This window comes from Xenorhabdus ishibashii, assembly GCF_002632755.1.
GTDB lineage: Bacteria > Pseudomonadota > Gammaproteobacteria > Enterobacterales > Enterobacteriaceae > Xenorhabdus > Xenorhabdus ishibashii.
On sequence record NZ_NJAK01000001.1, the window covers coordinates 2,380,293 to 2,400,469 of the forward strand.

Annotated in this window: 16 protein-coding genes and 1 other RNA gene; 6 read left to right on the forward strand and 11 right to left on the reverse strand. The window is 40.9% G+C overall.

Going from position 1 to position 20,177, the window contains the following annotated elements:
• Positions 1-12 precede the first annotated feature (12 nt).
• From Xish_RS11355 to Xish_RS11365, 3 genes are all read left to right on the forward strand, one after another.
• Positions 13-3,162: an efflux RND transporter permease subunit gene (locus Xish_RS11355; RefSeq protein ID WP_099117953.1), complete on the forward strand. Its 3,150-nt coding sequence runs from the start codon at positions 13-15 to the stop codon at positions 3,160-3,162.
• A 642-nt stretch (positions 3,163-3,804) separates the two neighbouring features.
• A complete protein-coding gene (gene tomB / locus Xish_RS11360) occupies positions 3,805-4,173 on the forward strand; it encodes an Hha toxicity modulator TomB (protein WP_099117954.1) in 369 nt (122 codons plus the stop codon).
• Positions 4,174-4,220: 47 nt separating this feature from the next.
• Positions 4,221-4,424 carry an HHA domain-containing protein gene (locus tag Xish_RS11365; RefSeq protein WP_047766794.1) on the forward strand — a complete coding sequence of 68 codons (204 nt, stop codon included), beginning with the start codon at positions 4,221-4,223 and terminating at the stop codon, positions 4,422-4,424.
• A gap of 88 nt (positions 4,425-4,512) precedes the next feature.
• On the opposite strand, the gene ffs is transcribed toward Xish_RS11365, so the two are convergent.
• An RNA gene (ffs, locus tag Xish_RS11370) (signal recognition particle sRNA small type) lies at positions 4,513-4,609 on the reverse strand.
• Between the two features lie 622 nt (positions 4,610-5,231).
• On the opposite strand from ffs, the gene tesB reads away from it, so the two are divergent.
• Entirely contained in the window at positions 5,232-6,086 is an 855-nt protein-coding gene (tesB, locus tag Xish_RS11375; RefSeq protein WP_099117955.1) for an acyl-CoA thioesterase II, read from the forward strand.
• A 79-nt stretch (positions 6,087-6,165) separates the two neighbouring features.
• Here tesB and amtB read toward each other — a convergent pair whose 3' ends face one another.
• The 5 genes from amtB to Xish_RS11400 form a co-directional block, all read right to left on the reverse strand.
• Positions 6,166-7,446 carry an ammonium transporter AmtB gene (gene amtB, locus Xish_RS11380; RefSeq protein WP_099117956.1) on the reverse strand — a complete coding sequence of 427 codons (1,281 nt, stop codon included), beginning with the start codon at positions 7,444-7,446 and terminating at the stop codon, positions 6,166-6,168.
• A 13-nt stretch (positions 7,447-7,459) separates the two neighbouring features.
• Entirely contained in the window at positions 7,460-7,798 is a 339-nt protein-coding gene (gene glnK / locus Xish_RS11385; protein ID WP_099117957.1) for a P-II family nitrogen regulator, read from the reverse strand.
• Between the two features lie 168 nt (positions 7,799-7,966).
• The gene (locus Xish_RS11390) at positions 7,967-9,736 is read right to left on the reverse strand and encodes a SmdB family multidrug efflux ABC transporter permease/ATP-binding protein (RefSeq protein ID WP_141553978.1); all 1,770 of its coding nucleotides are present in this window, start codon (positions 9,734-9,736) and stop codon (positions 7,967-7,969) included.
• Positions 9,729-11,477, reverse strand: a complete 1,749-nt coding sequence (locus Xish_RS11395; protein WP_099117959.1) for a SmdA family multidrug ABC transporter permease/ATP-binding protein — start codon at positions 11,475-11,477, stop codon at positions 9,729-9,731. The genes Xish_RS11390 and Xish_RS11395 overlap by 8 nt, the downstream gene beginning before the upstream one ends.
• Before the next feature lie 56 nt (positions 11,478-11,533).
• The gene (locus Xish_RS11400; RefSeq protein WP_099117960.1) at positions 11,534-12,007 is read right to left on the reverse strand and encodes an Lrp/AsnC family transcriptional regulator; all 474 of its coding nucleotides are present in this window, start codon (positions 12,005-12,007) and stop codon (positions 11,534-11,536) included.
• 122 nt (positions 12,008-12,129) lie between these two features.
• On the opposite strand from Xish_RS11400, the gene Xish_RS11405 reads away from it, so the two are divergent.
• Both Xish_RS11405 and queC read left to right on the forward strand, forming a co-directional pair.
• Complete coding sequence (locus Xish_RS11405; protein WP_099117961.1) at positions 12,130-13,182, forward strand: PLP-dependent cysteine synthase family protein; 1,053 nt, start codon at positions 12,130-12,132, stop codon at positions 13,180-13,182.
• 32 nt (positions 13,183-13,214) lie between these two features.
• On the forward strand, positions 13,215-13,913 hold the full coding sequence (queC, locus tag Xish_RS11410) for a 7-cyano-7-deazaguanine synthase QueC (RefSeq protein ID WP_099117962.1): 699 nt from the start codon (positions 13,215-13,217) through the stop codon (positions 13,911-13,913).
• A 75-nt stretch (positions 13,914-13,988) separates the two neighbouring features.
• Here queC and Xish_RS11415 read toward each other — a convergent pair whose 3' ends face one another.
• From Xish_RS11415 to lon, 5 genes are all read right to left on the reverse strand, one after another.
• Positions 13,989-14,396, reverse strand: coding sequence for an acyl-CoA thioesterase (locus Xish_RS11415; protein ID WP_099117963.1), 408 nt, complete (start codon positions 14,394-14,396; stop codon positions 13,989-13,991).
• 149 nt (positions 14,397-14,545) lie between these two features.
• Positions 14,546-14,929 (reverse strand): ComEA family DNA-binding protein, encoded by a 384-nt coding sequence (locus Xish_RS11420; protein ID WP_099117964.1) that lies wholly within the window; start codon positions 14,927-14,929, stop codon positions 14,546-14,548.
• A 163-nt stretch (positions 14,930-15,092) separates the two neighbouring features.
• Entirely contained in the window at positions 15,093-16,973 is a 1,881-nt protein-coding gene (gene ppiD / locus Xish_RS11425; RefSeq protein ID WP_099117965.1) for a peptidylprolyl isomerase, read from the reverse strand.
• A gap of 174 nt (positions 16,974-17,147) precedes the next feature.
• A complete protein-coding gene (hupB, locus tag Xish_RS11430; RefSeq protein WP_167383261.1) occupies positions 17,148-17,423 on the reverse strand; it encodes a nucleoid-associated protein HU-beta in 276 nt (91 codons plus the stop codon).
• A gap of 242 nt (positions 17,424-17,665) precedes the next feature.
• Positions 17,666-20,020 carry an endopeptidase La gene (gene lon, locus Xish_RS11435; RefSeq protein ID WP_099117967.1) on the reverse strand — a complete coding sequence of 785 codons (2,355 nt, stop codon included), beginning with the start codon at positions 20,018-20,020 and terminating at the stop codon, positions 17,666-17,668.
• Between the last annotated feature and the right edge of the window lie 157 nt (positions 20,021-20,177).

The following is a 20,177-nucleotide window of genomic DNA, read 5'->3' on the forward strand; positions in this document are numbered from 1 at the left end:
AGTCGGTGATTCATGCCTAAGTTTTTTATCGAACGGCCAATTTTTGCATGGGTAATAGCGATTATCACTATGCTATCTGGCCTACTGGCAATCATGAAATTACCCGTGGAGCAATATCCTGCCATTGCTCCACCTACTATTTCTATTTCAGCAAGTTATCCAGGAGCTGACGCAACAACAGTACAAAATACTGTAACACAGGTTATTGAACAGAATATGAATGGTATCGATAACCTAGTGTACATGTCTTCCAGCAGTGATTCTGCGGGACACATGAATATCATGCTGACCTTTGAAGCAGACACAGATCCAGATATCGCGCAAGTTCAGGTTCAAAATAAACTGCAATTGGCAATGCCACTATTGCCTCAAGAAGTTCAGCAACAAGGTGTTAGTGTTGATAAAACCACCAGTTCATTTTTGATGGTGGCTGGTTTCATCTCTCAAGATGGTTCCATGACTCAAGATGACATCGCTGACTATATCGGGGGCAGTGTTAAAGATACATTGAGCCGTGTTGCTGGCGTGGGTGAAACACAACTCTTTGGTACGCAGTATGCCATGCGTATCTGGCTCAATCCTGACAAGCTGCTCAACTATAAAATCACTACTCAGGATGTTATTAGTGCAATCAGGGCTCAGAATAATCAGGTTGCTGCCGGACAATTAGGAGGGACACCACCGGTTCCAGGTCAGCGCTTGAATGCTTCGATCATTGCACAAACTCGTCTGAATTCGGCAGAAGAATTTGGCAAAATTTTGCTGCGCATGAATCCCGATGGTTCACAAATTCGCTTGCATGATGTCGCTACCGTTCAATTGGGCGCTGAAAATTACAGTATCATTGGTCGCTTCAATGGTAAACCAGCATCAGGGATTGGTATCAAACTAGCATCAGGTGCCAATGCCTTGAATACCTCCAAGGCTGTTAAAGAAGCACTGGATGAGATGCAACCTTTCTTCCCGCATGGGTTGACTGTTGTTTATCCATATGACACCACACCATTCGTTAAAATTTCTATTTTCGAAGTGGTGAAAACATTGACAGAAGCCATTCTGTTAGTGTTTATCGTTATGTACCTGTTTCTGCAAAACTTCCGAGCTACCTTTATCCCAACCATTGCAGTTCCGGTTGTATTACTTGGTACATTTGCCATTCTTGCTGCGTTTGGCTATTCCATCAATACATTGACCATGTTCGCTATGGTACTTGCCATAGGCTTGCTCGTGGATGATGCCATTGTGGTAGTGGAAAACGTCGAACGAATTATGCAGGAAGAGGGGCTATCACCGAAAGAAGCCACTAAAAAATCAATGGGGCAGATCCAAGGTGCTCTGGTCGGTATCGCACTGGTACTTTCCGCTGTATTTGTACCAATGGCATTCTTCGGAGGTTCCACAGGAGCGATTTACCGCCAATTCTCAATCACGATCGTTTCAGCAATGATATTGTCTGTGCTGGTGGCATTAATCCTGACTCCGGCACTGTGTGCGACGATGCTCAAACCTGTTGCTAAAGGCGGACATGGCACTCACACAGGATTCTTTGGTTGGTTTAACCGTCTGTTTGAAAAGAGTACACATCATTATACTGATAGTATTGGCCGGATGTTACGTGGCACAGGGCGTTACTTGGTGATCTATGTCATATTGATTGCCGGCATGGCCTGGATATTTAAGAATCTGCCATCCTCTTTCTTGCCAGAAGAAGATCAGGGTGTTTTACTGGCGTTGGTTCAATTACCGCCAGGCTCCACTCAGGAACAGACACAAAAGGTACTGGATGAGATCAATGACTACTTCTATACCAAAGAAAAAGATGTTGTTAAGTCTGTATTTACAGTTAATGGCTTTGGTTTTAGTGGTCAAGGGCAAAATACTGGCCTGGCATTTATCAGCTTAAAAGATTGGGAGCTACGCAAGGACTCGAAAGATAAGGTTCCGGCCATTGTTGCTCGAGCAAATGCGAATTTTGCTCAAATCAAGGAAGCTCTCGTTTTTGCATTCAATATTCCTTCAATTGTAGAGTTGGGTTCTGCCAGTGGATTTGACTTCCAGTTAATTGATAAAGGAAATTTGGGACATGCTGCATTGACAGCAGCTCGTAATCAATTACTTGGTATGATTGCACAACATCCAGATATGCTGGCGAGTGTCCGCCCTAATGGGCAAAATGACACACAACAATATCGTATTTATATTGATAAGGAAAAAGCAGAAGCCTTGGCTGTATCCACAACAAACATCAACTCAACCCTGAGCACGATGTTTGGCGGTGTTTACGTCAATGACTTTATTGACCGTGGTCGAGTCAAAAAAGTCTATATCCAAGCTGATTCTCCTTACCGTATGTTACCAAGCGATATCAGCAAGTTGTATGTTCGTAACTACCATGGAAAAATGGTGCCATTTTCTGCGTTCATAGATGCATCAAAAGATCCCTGGATTTATGGTTCACCACGTCTGGAACGCTACAATGGTCTTCCTTCTATGGAAATAGTGGGAGAAGCAGCACCTGGTCAAAGTACTGGTGACGCAATGGCTCTTATGGAGCAACTGGCATCACAGTTACCTCCAGGAATTGGTTATGATTGGACCGGAATGTCTTATCAGGAACGTCTATCCGGTAATCAGGCTCCTGCTCTATATGCGCTGTCATTAATTGTTGTATTCCTCTGCCTGGCAGCATTATATGAAAGTTGGTCTGTGCCGTTCTCAGTCATGCTAGTCGTCCCTCTGGGGGTTATCGGTGCATTGCTGGCAACATCAATACGTGGACTGGATAACGACGTTTACTTTAAGGTTGGTTTATTAACGACTATCGGGCTGTCTGCGAAAAATGCCATCCTTATCGTAGAGTTTGCCAAAGATTTGATAGAAAAAGAAGGCAAGGGCTTAATAGAAGCAACTCTTGAAGCTGCCAGAATGCGATTGCGTCCAATACTAATGACGTCTTTAGCCTTTATGCTTGGCGTTATGCCTCTGGTATTGAGTAATGGCGCAGGTTCAGGCGCCCAAAATGCCGTAGGCACAGGAGTATTGGGTGGTATGATTGCAGCTACATCGTTGGCAATTTATTTTGTCCCTGTATTTTTCGTTGTCATTAAGCGGCGGTTTACGAAAAAAAATGAGGAGTTTGAACACACTTCAACCCCTCACTAAAAATTCAACCCTGTTAAAAAGGCCACATAAGTGGCCTTTTTAACAGCTAAAAATCCTTCGAACAACAAATTACAAGATGACAATATCTGCGTTAAAACTCATTCATAGTCTAATTAAAATAAATACTTATGAATGACAAGATAGGTTTAAAAGACAACATTTTCTGTTTTTTATAATAAACAGAAGATAGATTGGTAATTTTCCTTGTTTTTATCTTGGTTACACCTTTAATGGTAAAAAGTGTTCCATCTCGATGGTGACATATGTAATAATGACGTTATATTGATTTTGAAAGTCGCAATACAATCGCCTATAATGATAGCTGTGCTATTGCTACAGTATCTACTGTATTAGTGTAATTTAATATATTTCACAGTATATGCTGTGGATATGACTATCCTTCATAGTAGAATGCTAGCGCTTGCAAAAAACGAGGCTTTGTCAGAATTTAGTATTTTTGTCGTAACTAAATGTAAATGAACCACTGTTAAAAAATCTAGTTGGCAGATACGTAAAATAGAGCACTAACATTAATAAATAATAATCATGTTTTGATAGGCTCTATTCTAAAAGAATGACTATAATAATTAGCATGTATAAGCCTTAGTTCAAATAAGCTGTGCATCGTTTACGGAGGTGATTATGGATGAATATTCACCAAGAAGGCATGATATTGCTGAATTAAAATACTTATGTGAAAATTTAATTCATGAGGCTTTTTCCGTCCTGAATCGCACTGATAATCATTGGATTCATGACCTGACCTCCGAGAAAAGTTTAAAACTGAATGAATTGATTGAACACATAGCAGCTTTTGTCTGGAGCTTTAAAATTAAATACTCAGACAATCACACTCTGAGTACCTTAATTGATGATTATCTAGATGAAACATATAATTTGTTTGGAAGTGATAAGATAAGCTTTCTTGAACTTACAAAATGGCAAAAAACAAACGAACACTTAACTAATGTTCTGTTACATGATTTGAACGCTGCTCTAAGCAAAATCTGATAAATATATTTCTAACTATTTTTTATACCAAATAAGATAAGGCGATTATGACTAAAACTGACTATCTGATGCGTTTAAGGAAATGCACTTCTATTGAAACACTGGAGCGTGTAATTGAAAAAAATAAATACGAGCTTTCGGAAGATGAACTCGAATTGTTCTACTCTGCGGCTGATCACCGTTTGGCCGAACTTACCATGAATAAGCTCTATGATAAAATCCCATCGTCTGTTTGGAAATTTGTCCGCTAAGCTGTAGTGTTCAGATAGAAAGTGACTTGAGCCGGTAGCTATTATCGGCTGACAGGACAGCTCATAATGAGCTTGAAATTGGTGAGGGCTCTGCCAGCTACATCCCGGCACACGCATCCCTTGCTATGGCTGCTTCTTTCCAGACCTGACCAAGTTAACAAGTTAACGTTGCGGGAGAACCAACAGAGCCCCCATTGACATTAGCTTCAAATTTCGAAGCGGTGGTCATTATCTTTCAAACATTATGAAATAGCAAGGCAACTTCATTTGAGTGCTTGTTTATTACCCATAACGTTGCAAAAACCACCAAAGATGGTGTCGGAAATCAAAGTTATGACACTGAAAATTTCCCTATCTACTATTTAAGCTTTAGTTATTCTATTCTTTAATAATTTTACTTAACAGAATACCTATAGCATGTTGTTCAAGCTATAACTCACAGTAGACGTACAGTAAACAAACAAATCCAACAGCAGATATATTTAATAACACTAATGAATCATTGCTATGCCATATAAAAATCACATAATTTCACAACCTTAACCTAAGTTAAATAATAATTTCCCTGCCTTTAGTATTTAAAATAAAAATAATGATACAAATCAAAAGATAAATCTACAAAACAATACGTTCGCATTATTTGATAAACATTGATAAAATTAACAGTGATAATTTTCAACTAAAATAAAAACTCAAGGTAAATTTTATTTACAGCTTAATCCATTTATTTTCAAATAAATAAAAACTTATTATCTATCACTTCTCATTTATAGTTTTCAAATGTTCTTAAAAAAATAAAGGCATGTTATGAGTCAAGCATTACAAAACTTAATTAACTTGATACATTTAGAAAAAATAGAAGAAGGAATTTACCGAGGACAAAGTGAAGACTTAGGATTTCCTCAAGTTTTCGGTGGACAAGTAATAGGCCAAGCGCTATATGCAGCAAAACAAACCGTCGGGGATGATAGGATGCTCCACTCCTTTCATAGCTATTTTCTACGACCTGGTGATAGCCATAAGCCCATTGTTTATGATGTTGAAATCTTGCGTGATGGAAAAAGTTTCAGTGCCCGCCGCGTCAGCGCAATACAAAATGGTCATCCCATCTTCTACATGACAGCATCCTTTCAAGGTCATGAAGAAAGTTTTGAACATCAAAATACTATGCCCCTGGTTCCTTATCCTGAAGAGTTAGATACCCAAGAAGAAGTTGTAAAAAGAATGGTTAACTCATTCCCGACGAAGTTAAAAAAAATGATTTCCACTCCACCTTTGGAAATGAAGCTCGTTCCTCTTCAAAATCTACCCCATCATTCATTCCAAGTCCCTGTGCGTTATGTCTGGTTCCGTAGCAACGGAAAAATGCCAGAAGACCCATTCATTCATCACTGTTTGCTGGGCTATGCATCAGATTTCAATTTTCTCCCTACGGCACTACAACCCCATGACGTCAAATTCATGGCGAAAAATATGCAAATAGCCACGATTGATCACTCAATGTGGTATCACCGTCCTTTCAATATGGATGACTGGCTACTCTATTCAATTGAAAGCCCATCAGTATCAGGAGCGCGTGGTTTTGTCCGTGGACATATCTATAACCGTGCAGGCGTGCTTATCGCATCTGCGGTTCAAGAGGGCGTAATTCGTAAGCTATGATGAATTGAATCAATAGCCGTATGCCGTAATTAACTTTTCCGTTACTACGGCATACCTATTTGCAAACAAATAAAAGTGCTCAGTTATAAGCACTTTCACCATGTGAAGTAATATCAAGTCCTTCTCTTTCTGACTCAACACTAATACGTAACCCAACCAGCTTATCAGCGATCTTAAATGAAATATAAGCAGCTATTGATGACCAAACTATACAAACCAATATACTAATAGCCTGAATACTGAACTGTCTTAGCATTGTCATTCCTTCAGCAAACCCTGTTCCACCTAAAGCAGATGCGGTAAAAACACTAGTCAATAAACAACCGACAATGCCACATACTCCATGTACCCCGAACACATCACAAACATCATCAACACGTAACCATCTCTTCAGTATTACCACACCCCATAAGCCAGCAATACCTGCAATCAACCCCATCACTAACGCACCACCAATGCCAACTGTTGCAGCAGCAGGCGTAATGACCACTAAACCAGAAATGCACCCAGAACATGCGCCTAAAAGTGAAGGTTTCTGGCGAAATAGCCACTCACAGAAAACCCATGACAACACCGATCCCGCCGTTGCTGCCAGCGTATTAACCAGAGCCATCGCCGAGATAGCATTTACTTCACCAGCCGAGCCTACATTAAAGCCAAACCATCCGATGTAAAGGATCGATGTTCCAATAAAGGTCATTGGTAGGTTATGAGGTTTAAATGCTTCCCGCCCAAAGCCTGAGCGCTTCCCAAGTAAGTAAGCACCAACCAATCCTGCTGCTGCTGCATTAATATGAACGACAGTCCCGCCAGCAAAATCCAAGGCTCCATCCTGAGCGAGCCAGCCACCACCCCATACCATATGCGCCATAGGGATATAAGACGCTGTCAGCCATAACACACTAAAAATCAGTAATGCAGAAAAACGAATTCTTTCACATAATGCTCCCACCACCAAAGCAACAGTAATACACGCAAATGCACCTTGGAAAACAACATGAATTAACTGATAAAAACTACCAGTTAGATCGGTTATGGATATATTTTTCAACATAACCTGACCAAAACCACCCCAAAAAGAGTTGCCTACCTCAAAGGTCATGCTGTACCCATAAATAATCCAAAGCACACAAACTAATGAAAAACTGACAATCACCTGTGACATTAGTGACAAAATATTTTTACTGCGTAGTAATCCTCCATAAAATAGGGCAATGCCGGGTATTGTCATAAAAAGTACAAGTATCGTATTTATCAACATAAATACCGTATCTGCTTTATTGAAATTATTTTCCGCAGCAATAGCAAACGAAGGAAAACTAGCTGCAATAAACACTACGGATAAAAATTTATTCTTCATTTTTCACCCTCATTTACAGTGCTTCATCATTCGTTTCACCCGTTCTGATCCGGATGGCATGCTGTAATTCAAAAAGAAATATTTTTCCATCCCCCATTTTTCCGGTAAAAGCAGTCTGCTGAACAACATGGATAATTTCTTCAACTCGTTCATCATTGGTAGCAATATCAATCTTAACTTTGGGCAAAAAATTAACGTTGTATTCAGCACCTCGATAAAGTTCAGAATGACCTTTTTGACGTCCAAAGCCCTTTACTTCTGTTATAGTCATACCTTGTATACCTATATCAGCAAGTGCTTCCCTCACTTCCTCCAACTTAAATGGCTTTATGATGATGGTGATAAGTTTCATATTTCCCTCGTTTTTCGCTACGTCTGTACAAGGGGATATAAGCAATGAATATGCCAAAAGTTAAAAATGATGTGTAATCAGTTTGTTATCGAAAATCTTTTTAAAGAAGGGATAAAAAAAGGGAACAGAAAATATATCTGCTCCCTATACGCATGCTAAACATGCACATTAAACGTGCACTGATTCATTCAACGTCTCACCAACTTGCTGGAGCTGGTACATTTGATAATAGCGTCCACGCTTTTCCAATAGTTGTTGATGCTGACCTTGCTCAGCAATTGCACCACGATATAGCACCAATATGGAATCAGCCTCAGTAATGGTTGAAAGACGATGAGCAATCACCACCAATGTCGTCTTTTGGCGGATCATTCTTAAAGCTCTCTGTATTGATTGCTCTGTCCCAGAATCAATATTTGCCGTTGCCTCATCCAGAATAAGGATCTGTGGCGTTTGCACTAAAACCCTGGCCATTGCTAAAAGCTGTTTTTGGCCTGCTGAAAGTGTATTCCCTTGTTCTCCCAAAAAGGAATTCAAACCATCTGGTAAATTACGAACAAAGTCAGCTAATTGAACCAATTCTAATACTTCCCATATTTTCTCTTCGCTGATATCCCGCCCTAATGTGATATTGTTGAGAAATGAAGCAGCCAGAACAACGGGGTCTTGCTGCACCATTGCTACCCCATTACGCAGCACTGCGTGAGAAAGCGAAGAGATGGGGCGCCCATCAAGATAAATTTCACCGTTTTGCCACGGATAATACCCCATAATCAAATTAGCCAAGGTACTTTTTCCACTCCCTGTATGCCCGACCAAAGCCATAAATCCGTGTGATGGAACATGCAGGTTAATATCACTCAAGACCAGTTTGTCACTGCGATAGGAAAAATTTAAGTTTTCAATATCAATTCTGCCACTTTCTAACGCTCGCAAATCATTACCATATTGCTGCTGTGGGCTATCCATCAGTTCGAAAACACGTTCGCCTGAAACTACGGCTTGCTGCAACACGGATTGTTGTGAAGTCAACTCAATCAGTGGTTCATTCAATCGACCAAGATAGTTAATAAAGGCGTACAGTACACCAACCCCGATAGCCTCAGTACCTTTGATGCCAAACAATAACAGCAAACCACACAATGTTGCAGCAGAGAAGAAACTCAATAATGGCCTTAATAAGATGCCATCTAACCTTAAAGCCTGCATACGAGCCTGATAATGTGCCCGGTTGGTAGCCAACATTTTCTCACCAAAACGAGCTTGCTGACGAAACTGTTGAATTACACTCATTCCGTTAATGACTTCATTAAAGCCATCGTTAATGTCAGCCAGATAACCGCGAACCCGCCTAATTATTGGGGTACTAAGACGCTGATAGATAACCATTACAAGAAAAACTGCTGGAAATATTAAGATCGCAACACATGCCATACGCCAATTTAAAATAAACATGGCTATCAACATGGCACCAATTAGTGCAATACAGTGAAATACCATCGGAATCACATTAACAAACAGATCCTTAATGACTTCAGTATCGTTTGTTACGCGGGATATCAGTTGTCCGACTGGTTGATTATCAAAAGCACTTAATGGTTGACGTAATGCTGAATCCATCACATCAGTACGAAGCATCTGCACCACTCCCACTGATGCCTGATTAAAAAATAACGTTTGATAATAGTGTAGAACGGCAACAATAAGCTGCAAAATCAAAAATAGTGCCGCAAGTCCACCGACAATATCGAGCGGTAAATTCCCCGTTGCAACCATATTGTCAATAAAATAACTTACAAACAGAGGTCCACTGACTTCTGCCAATGCAGAAATCCATAACATCAATACAGCAATTAGAATCGGTTTGCGGTAATTTTTACCGTAAGAAAGCAAGCGTTTTAACGATGGCCATGGTTTACCTATATGCGTTTTAGTCATTTTCTCCACCCAATGCAGCTTCTAGTTGTTGGTAATGGTACATATCGGAATACCAGCCTGATTGGGCAATAAGCTGCTTATGCCGGCTCTGTTGTACAATCGTGCCATGTTGCATAACCAAAATATTATCTGCTTCCGTTAATGCCGACAGTCGGTGTGCACTGATAATAACGGTGCGCTGTTGCCGCCATTGGCTAAGGTTTTTCATAATCTGGTGTTCCGTGTGCCCATCAACGGCTGACAGGGCATCATCAAGGATCAAAATCTCCGTATCTAACAGCAAGGCTCTGGCAATGGATATACGCTGTTTTTGCCCCCCAGAGAGCATCACTCCGCGCTCGCCAACTTCCGTTTGATAACCTTGAGGCAGTCGCAAAATATCATCATGTACACTCGCTAAACGAGCAACTTCTTCTATTTGTTTTTGGGTTGCGTCAGGCCGTCCCAGCGCAATATTACCTGCAACCGTATCCGAAAATAGGAAAGGTGTTTGGTTGACAATAGCCAATCGTGAACGCCACTCTTCCATGCGAAGAGTAGAGATATTTTTTGACTGGAAAAGAATCTCTCCATCGGTTACATCAAATTGCCGTTGCAATAAAGTCAATAAAGTACTCTTCCCTGCTCCCGTTGATCCACAAAGTCCCAGTAACTGACCAGGTTCTAGTTGGAAATGGATATTTTCTAAAACAGGTTTATCACTTTGAGGATAAATAAATTTGTTGATATTTACCTGCAAACTCCCCCGCTCTGAAGACAAAGACAACATGCCATCTTCGGTTACCAGTGGTTCCTGCAATAAACTGCGGATACGTGCATAAGCGGCACTTCCTCTCTCGACAATGTTGAACATCCATGCCAATGCCAACATAGGCCAGATCATCAATCCCAGGTACATTACAAAACTGGTTAATTCACCAAGGGTCATGGAACCATGCACCACCATCCAGCTCCCTCCACCAACAGCCAGGAGATTTGAAATAGTGATAGCAATGAAAATGGTGGGATTAAAACGTGCATCTATACGTGCAACATGCATATTCTTACGCCCAGCATCAATAGCCACTTCTTCAAACTGATTGGATTGCAGCTCCTCCAGCCCAAATGCTTTTATCATACGGATACCAGTCAAACTTTCCTGTGCATGATTATTTAGGGCAGAGAATGCGCCTTGCGCAGATTTAAAACGATGATGAAGCTGATTCGCATAATGCTGAATCACCAAAGCCATAATGGGCATCGGCGCTAGTGATAACAATGTTAGTTGCCAACTAATATTTACGCTCATTACAATTAGGACAGAGCATCCCATGACTAAGGAATCAACCAGAGTAAGGACTCCCTCACCTGCGGCAAAAACAACTATGTTCACATCATTTGTTGCGCGAGCCATAAGATCGCCTGTTCTATGACGTAAATAAAACTCAGGATTTTGGCTACTCAGGCGCCAATAGAAGTCACTACGCAGTTTAACAGCTAGCCGATAAGAAGCTCCGAACAACCATACACGCCAAACATATCGCAGACCATAAATTGCCAAAGCAATGAACAGCATTAGCCCCAGCCATATCAATAGTTGACGGAAGGTCATTGTTTTTGTGCTAATGCCATCAACTATAGACCCAACTAAGCGGGGGGGAATAAGTTGTAGCACTGCAATCACAACGAGGAAAATGACAGCCCCTAAATAGCGCCGCCACTCACTAATAAAATACCAGCTTAATTGTGAAAATAATCTCACACATTTATTCCCAAGGTAAAAATGAAAGAATTAGCACCTACCGACCAAAGGGATCTTTATGATGTTATTGAATCTAGTATTGGCAGCGCCGTTGTATATTTGATCTTTTCCATAGCAAAGTTAGAAGTAACGTCAATCAAACCAGATACCCCATTTACCATGCGTTTGTAGAAACGATCATAACTTTTCATATCAACAACTTCTATGTGCATCAGGTAATCATACTCACCAGCCATTCGATAAAATGTTAAGACTTCTGGCATCTCTTTTACAAAGGAGACAAATTGTTCATACCATTCACTGCTGTGTTGTTGAGTTTTAATCATCACTATCACTGTCAAACCCAAGCCGAGTTTTTCCCCATTTAACAAGGCAACCTTGCCAACAATATAACCTTCATCTTCAAGTCGTTTAAGGCGCTTCCAGCAAGGTGTCGAAGTCAAATTAACGGCTTCAGCCAGTGCGTTTAAGGATAAACTACAATCCTGTTGGAGCAGTTCCAGTAGCTTACGATCTATTTTATCTAACATATCTAAATCCTATAGAAATATTTCCCAAATATAACGGATTATTTCAGAAAAATAACAATCTATTTCTCCGAATGTAAGGGTAATCTATATACCACTACAGTATTATTATTTAGGGTCAATTTATGTCGTCTTTATGGGCTACAAATGCCATAAAAGCTATCCAAGCTGATTATCAACGCAGCGCTGATACACATCTCATTCGTCTTACCACCCCAATATTTCCGGGTATTCATCTCTATCTCAAAGATGAGAGCACTCATCCCACTGGTAGCCTCAAACATCGGCTGGCACGTTCCCTATTTCTTTATGCTCTTACTAATGGTTGGATCCAGGAAGGAACGCCGATTATTGAAGCTTCATCTGGAAGTACTGCTGTTTCGGAAGCTTATTTTGCCCGCTTACTTGGTTTACCATTTATTGCAGTTATGCCTTCCTGTACTGCTAAACGCAAAATTCAAGAGATCGAATTCTATGGCGGTAAATGCCATTTTGTAGAGCATTCCGCCTTGATTTATCAAGAATCAGAACGCCTGGCAAAAGAGCTTAATGGCCATTACATGGATCAGTTTACCTATGCCGAACGATCAACTGACTGGCGAGGAAATAATAATATTGCAGAAAGTATTTTCCGCCAGATGCAATTAGAACCTTTTCCTGAACCAACTTACATCGTTATGAGTGCAGGAACAGGTGGTACATCTGCGACACTTGGTCGTTATATCCGCTATCAGGGGTATAACACTAAACTTATTGTTGTCGATCCAGAAAATTCCGTCTTCTTCGATTGCTACCATCAGAACCGCCGTGATATTTGCGGAAATACTGGCAGCAAAATAGAAGGGATTGGCCGCCCACGCGCAGAGCCTTCTTTTATTCCTACGGTTATCGATGACATGATCCAAGTTCCCGATCCTGCCACAATTGCTACCATTTATTGGCTTGAAAAATTAATTGGCAGAAAAACTGGAGCATCAACAGGAACTAACGTCTGGGGAGCTTTACAACTCGCCAAGAAGATGCACGATAACAACCAACAAGGAGCAATTGTGACACTACTTTGTGATAGTGGAGAGCGCTACCTTGATACTTATTACAATCCAGAGTGGGTTCGCAATAATATTGGTGATGTCACACAGTATCTAGCACAACTACCCAAGTTAAACGGTTATGAGTAACATATCTCCTTCAATTTACAGAGGCAGGTATCATGAAACGAGCCGTTGTTGTATTCAGTGGTGGGCAAGACTCCACCACTTGTTTAATTCAAGCACTCCGTCAATATGACGAAGTTCACTGTGTCACCTTTGATTATGGACAGCGTCACCGTGCTGAAATTGATGTAGCATGTCACATAAGCAAAGAATTGGGTGCCGCAGCCCACAAAGTACTTGATGTGACTTTATTGAACGAGCTCGCAATCAGCAGCCTGACAAGAGACAATATTCCTGTACCTGATTTCAGTGAAAGTGAAAAAAATGGCCTCCCAAGTACTTTTGTGCCAGGCCGTAATATTTTATTTTTAACTCTGGCGGCAATTTATGCTTATCAGGTTGAAGCTGAAAGCGTTATTACTGGCGTTTGTGAAACGGATTTTTCGGGTTACCCAGATTGCCGTGATGAATTTGTCAAGGCTCTCAATAAAGCAGTCAGTCTAGGTATCGCTCGTGATATCCGTTTCGAAACTCCTCTAATGTGGTTAAACAAGGCGGAAACTTGGGCATTGGCAGATTATTATCAAAAATTGGATTTTGTTCGCAATAAAACCCTTACGTGCTATAACGGGGTTCAGGGCGATGGGTGCGGTGAATGCGCTGCCTGCCACCTCAGGGCTAAAGGACTAAACCATTATTTAAGCAATGCCCAGACCACAATGTTAGATATGAAATCCAAAACACATCTCAGTTAGTCAAAAATTTTACCTCAGTAGTGTTATCCGTGAGAGGTTCCATGAACCTCTCATTCAACATTTTTATCTTAAAAACTATCCTGCATTGTTTTTATATGCTTCCATCCTTTCTCGTAATTCACCTTCTAAAACTAATGCTCTTTGCGTTTTCAAATTAATACAAGCAAATGTAGTCAAAGCATCTGCAATAATTTGATTATCACTCCGGCGTATAATTTCTTGAAAAAATGTACCACTTTTGTTACGTAACTCTCGCATCGAAGATTTCACTTCCAGTTCATCCGTAATCATTGCTGGATGACGATAATTAATATTGATATTCACCACGACAAAACCAATATTTTTACGATTTAACCACTCCAGCGTGTCATCTTCAGTAAGTAGATCCCAGCGAGCTGCTTCCATAAATTCCAAATAACGAGCATTGTTTACATGCTGGAAAAGATCAATATGGTAACCTCTGACTTTGATAATCGTGCTCATCGCTATTTTTTTCCTTACACTCATCCGACCAGATAAAGTGTAACAATAGCAAAACAATTTAATCACAATAACGTTTGATCAATTATTCTTGATCGATATCACAGCCCTCTTGATTAAATTACCGCTAATTCACAAGAGGGCCTGACCATTTAATAAGTCAATTTATCCCGATTTTTCTCTATAAAAATCGGACCAATGCCTTGTACTTCCTGTAATTGTTCTATTGCTGTAAAAGGACCATATTTTTCACGATATTCAATAATCGCCTGTGCTTTTTTAGTTCCAATCCCATTGAGTTCTTTCGCTAATTCTTCAGCATTTGCGGTATTAATATTAACAACACCCTTTCCTTGTATCTGCTGGCCTGAAACTTGCTCTGCTCCTTCTTCCACCTTATTGTCTTCAACGGTGGTTTTAACAGATTGTTTCACTATTTTATCAGTAGATTCATCAACGGTAGCTGCATGAGTTAACGGTATGCTGATACAAAATGCCATCATAAGTGAATTGAATAATATCCTTAAATATTTCATGTAAATCTCTCCATGTTTTATTGATGCATGTTTTGTTGGTGAGAGAAAGATTGCCACAACAATATTTCTGGGCAACAGGCAAGGTTTAAATATGCGAAAGGCCACGAAAGTGGCCTTTTTCAATTACTATTTTGCAAAAACAGATGCGAGTGACTTCGCAATTTTATTCAAGTTGACCGAATTTGATATCCGCATAATCACGCAAATTCATTATCAGTGACTCCAGCATGATATTACCTGTCTGATACTGATAACCCGCCATATATTGTTTGAGCAGATCATCTGTAACAGATCCCGGAGCCACTTTATCTAACTGGATAAGCACAGCGTTGCCCAGTTCATCTTGAGCTAACCCATATACAGGCTTACCCTCTTTAGGGTGAGGTAAAGTGAATGCCACGTCGGTAGCTTGATTGGTTTGTGACAGGTGTTTTATCACGGTAGGTTGCTCAAACTGAATTCCCGCAGCCTTCAATGCTTGCTCACCTTTGCCTTCTTTCAGAGCAGCCAATAACTTATCACTTTCAATTTGAAGTTGTTTTTCTGCTTTCTGACGTTTCACCAATTCAGTAACTTCAGGTTTAGCCTGTTCAAACGATTGAACTGTCTCAGGCTTCACGTCGTCAACACGCAGAATAAAAGCTCTGTCACCTTCAACCGAAATGACATCAGAATTAACGCCTGTCGCTCCTTTGTCATCAATCAAATTGCCAGAGAAAATAGCCTGAACAACTTGGTTGAAATTAATGTCAGTCGGAACATGATCGCGATCAAACCAGTCAGTGATCACAGCTTGATAACCCGCTGCTTTTTCCGCTGCTGCTAAAGATTCATTATCATTCGCGGCAGCATCACTCACTTTTCTCTGTAATGCATAGAACGCATCAACCGCTTTTTCCTGCTTAACAATTTTTTCTATTTCAGAGCTTACATCCGCCAACGGTTTGACTTCCTGAGGCTTGATATCATCTAAACGGAAAATTGCATATCCATTAGATAATTTGACCACATCAGAAAGTTGCCCTTTCTGTGTCAAATTCGCCGATTTGAGCTCATTAGGTAAAGAGTTTTCTTCCATCCATCCCAAATCACCACCCTTTTGAGCAGAAAATTTGTCAGTCGATTTTTCTAACGCTAATTGATTAAAATCAACCCCTTTTTTTAACTCATCCAAAACCGATTTGGCGGCAGAATCTGAATCCTGTTGAATAAAGCTATACTTCTTCTGTTCAGGCTTAGTGTATTTTGCCAGGTTGTTTTTATAATATTTTTCAATATCAGCATCAGATACAGTGACATTTTTCAGCTCATTAGCTGCATCCATTTTTATGTAACTGATTTTTACTTTTTCCGGCACAGTGAAATTTTTACTATTTGCGTCATAGTATTTTTTCAGCTCTTCATCGGTAACTGTTTGCTTCTCTTCAATTGACTTCAATTCAAGAGTCGCGAAACGCACTGTTCTTTCTTGCAAAAGTAATGCCGCTTCCTGTTTTATTTCTGGCGGCAATGCAATTTCAGCACCTATAACAATTTGATTTAATTGATGATTGATCAGATCCTGACGAACCTGTTCCGCAAAACTATCAGGGCTGATGTTTGAATGAGCAAGCCAGCTTAAATATTCCTGATATTTGTTGTTATCAAATTGACCGTCAGTCTGGAGAAACGGTAGGTTACGTATTTCCTGTGCAACTTGATTATCGCTTGCTGATAAACCCAGCTTACGGGCATATTGTTCAATCAAAGTAGCATTGATAAGTTTCTCCAATGATTGGCGCCGAAGCTGTTGTAACATCCGTTCATCGCTTAGCAAAGTTGAGAATTCATCTCCCAGCTTTTCCTGCTGAGCATTTTTTTCTTGTAAAAATGCCTGCTCTAGCTGAGAACGACTAATGGTTTGGCCATTCACTTTGGCAGCATAATTACCACTTTCGCTTGACAGGTAACCGGTTACCCCCGTCACCAAGAAAGTCAGGATAATTAGAGCCAACACAATTTTGAGCACAGGACCGTTCGCCGCCGTGCGTAGGTTGTCCATCATAAAGACGTAAAACTCCGCTTTAGTGAAAAAGAAACTGTCATATTACGACAATTCAAACGCTAAGAGAAAAAAAGCGCACCAATCAATTGATGCGCTTATATTCTAGCCTATCAACACGCCCTAGTCAGTTGAAGTTTATTGCAATAACAAAAACCAGAGCCTGTTTCCGGCTCATTAACCATTAACTGCATCTTTTAAACCCTTTCCAGCCCGGAAAGCAGGTACTTTTGCTGCTGCGATCTTGATTTCCTTGCCTGTCTGGGGGTTGCGCCCTGTACGCGCCGCACGCTCACGTACAGTAAATGTACCGAACCCCACTAAAGCGACATCATCACCGTTTTTCAATGCACCAGATACGGAAGAAATGAATGCATCTACTACGCGTCCGGCTGCTGCCTTAGAAATATTTGCATCAACAGCAATTTTGTCGATCAGTTGTGACTTATTCACTCTCATCATCCCCATTTAATATTACTATCGTTACAGTAAACGATTTACAACAGATAACACGGCAGTTATGCCGTTATATCAATCCTTTTCCAGTATTAGCAAGAAATCATGGAACAGCAAAATTTTTAATCAGATAATTAGACTAATCTAACTTAATGACACAAAAAAAGGCTGGCAAGCCTGAATTTACTCACCAACCTGAATTTTGTGCACAGCTCTTGGATTAGCTCACTATTTTTGTGCTATTTCAGTGATACTACTTCTGCGCCAAATACGGGTTCCTGCAAAGCAATAGATAAAACGTCTTCTATACGCTTAACGGGATGGATCTCCAAATCTTGGATCACATTCTGTGGGATCTCTTCCAGATCTCGTTTATTGTCATCTGGGATCAAAACTGTTTTAATTCCCCCACGATGCGCTGCCAGCAGTTTCTCTTTTAAGCCACCAATTGGCAGAACTAAACCACGCAGAGTAATTTCCCCTGTCATGGCGACGTCAGCACGAACTGGATTACCCGTCAGGCAAGAGACCAATGCGGTGCACATTGCAATACCTGCACTTGGGCCATCTTTTGGAGTCGCCCCTTCTGGTACATGAACATGAATATCACGTTTCTCATGGAAATCAGAACTGATACCCAGCTTATCAGCACGCGCACGAACAACTGTCAATGCCGCCTGGATGGATTCCTGCATCACTTCACCCAATGAACCGGTATAAGTCAACTTACCTTTACCTGGTACACTGGCTGTTTCAATTGTCAGCAAATCACCACCCACTTCTGTCCACGCCAAACCAGTTACCTGACCAACTCGATTTTCTGTATCAGCACGGCCATAATCCACCTTCTGCACACCCAGATAATCTTTCAAGTTATCTGCATTAATTTCAATGTGCTTAAGTTTTTTATCCATCAGTAATGCTTTGACCGCCTTACGACACAATTTAGAGATTTCACGTTCCAAACTACGAACGCCAGCCTCACGAGTGTAGTAACGGATAATGCCAATAATTGCACCATCATCGATAGTCAATTCATCTTTCTTCAGCGCGTTACGCTCGATCTGTTTTGGTAACAGATGACGTTTGGCAATATTCAGTTTTTCATCTTCGGTATAGCCCGATAGACGAATAACTTCCATACGATCCAGCAGTGGGGCAGGAATATTCATGGAGTTAGATGTTGCCACGAACATGACATCGGAGAGATCGTAATCAACTTCAAGGTAATGATCGTTAAATGCGACGTTTTGTTCAGGATCAAGCACTTCTAACAATGCTGAAGCTGGGTCGCCACGCATATCGGATGACATTTTGTCGATTTCATCCAACAGGAACAGCGGATTTTTAACCCCGACCTTGGACATTTTTTGAATTAATTTGCCCGGCATGGAGCCAATATAGGTACGGCGATGACCACGGATCTCTGCTTCATCGCGTACGCCACCCAATGCCATACGCACATACTTACGCCCAGTTGCACGGGCGATAGAACGACCTAATGAGGTTTTTCCCACACCTGGAGGCCCTACCAAGCAAAGTATTGGCCCTTTAAGCTTGCTAACACGGCTTTGTACCGCAAGATATTCAAGAATGCGCTCTTTGACACGCTCCAAACCATAATGGTCTGTATCCAGCACTTCCTGAGCTTTGACTAAATCTTTTTTCACCTTGCTGCGTGAGACCCAGGGAACTTGCACCATCCAGTCAATGTAACTACGAACAACCGTTGCTTCAGCCGACATCGGAGACATCATCTTTAATTTCTGCAATTCAGCTTCGGCTTTTTCGCGTGCCTCTTTCGGCATGTTCGCATCTTCGATCTTGCGTTTCAGCGTCTCATATTCATCAGGTGCATCATCCATCTCACCTAATTCTTTCTGGATCGCTTTCATTTGCTCATTCAGGTAGTACTCGCGCTGACTTTTTTCCATCTGTTTCTTAACGCGATTACGGATACGTTTTTCTACCTGTAACAGATCGATTTCTGATTCCATCATAGCTATCAGATATTCAATGCGCTCAACAACATTAGACATTTCTAAAACTGTCTGTTTGTCATTTATTTTCAAAGGCATATGTGCAGCGATGGTATCTGCCAATTTTGCCGCATCTTCAATACTGTGCAACGATGTCAATACTTCTGGCGGGATCTTTTTATTCAGTTTGACGTAACCTTCAAACTGGTTAATCACTGTTCTTACCAGAACTTCTTGCTCACGTTCATCAACGTCAGGGGATTCAAGGTGTTCAACTTGTGCATAGAAGTACTCGCCATTATCCGTCAAGGTGGTAATGCGAGCACGCTGCAAGCCTTCAACCAGAACTTTCACTGTGCCATCTGGCAATTTTAACATCTGTAAAACAGAAGCCACTGTACCTACGGAGAAAAGATCATTGATCCCCGGTTCATCAGTAGATGCTTCTTTTTGCGCGACCAACATGACTTGTTTGTCATGCTCCATTGCTGCTTCCAGGCAATGAATCGACTTCTCACGCCCAACAAACAGAGGGATCACCATATGTGGGTAAACCACTACATCGCGCAGAGGCAATACAGGGATTTCTATGCGTTCGGAACGCTCAGGATTCATAGAGCTCTCTCTTCGTTTAGCTTTCGCCAGTTTTAGGAATCTCGTGAAACACGGTTTTCACGAGTTTCACTTCAAAGAATACAAAATATATGGGGACAGGAATCTAACATTCAATAGCCTATATCTGCAAAAAACAAAATGAGGGAGAACCCCCTCA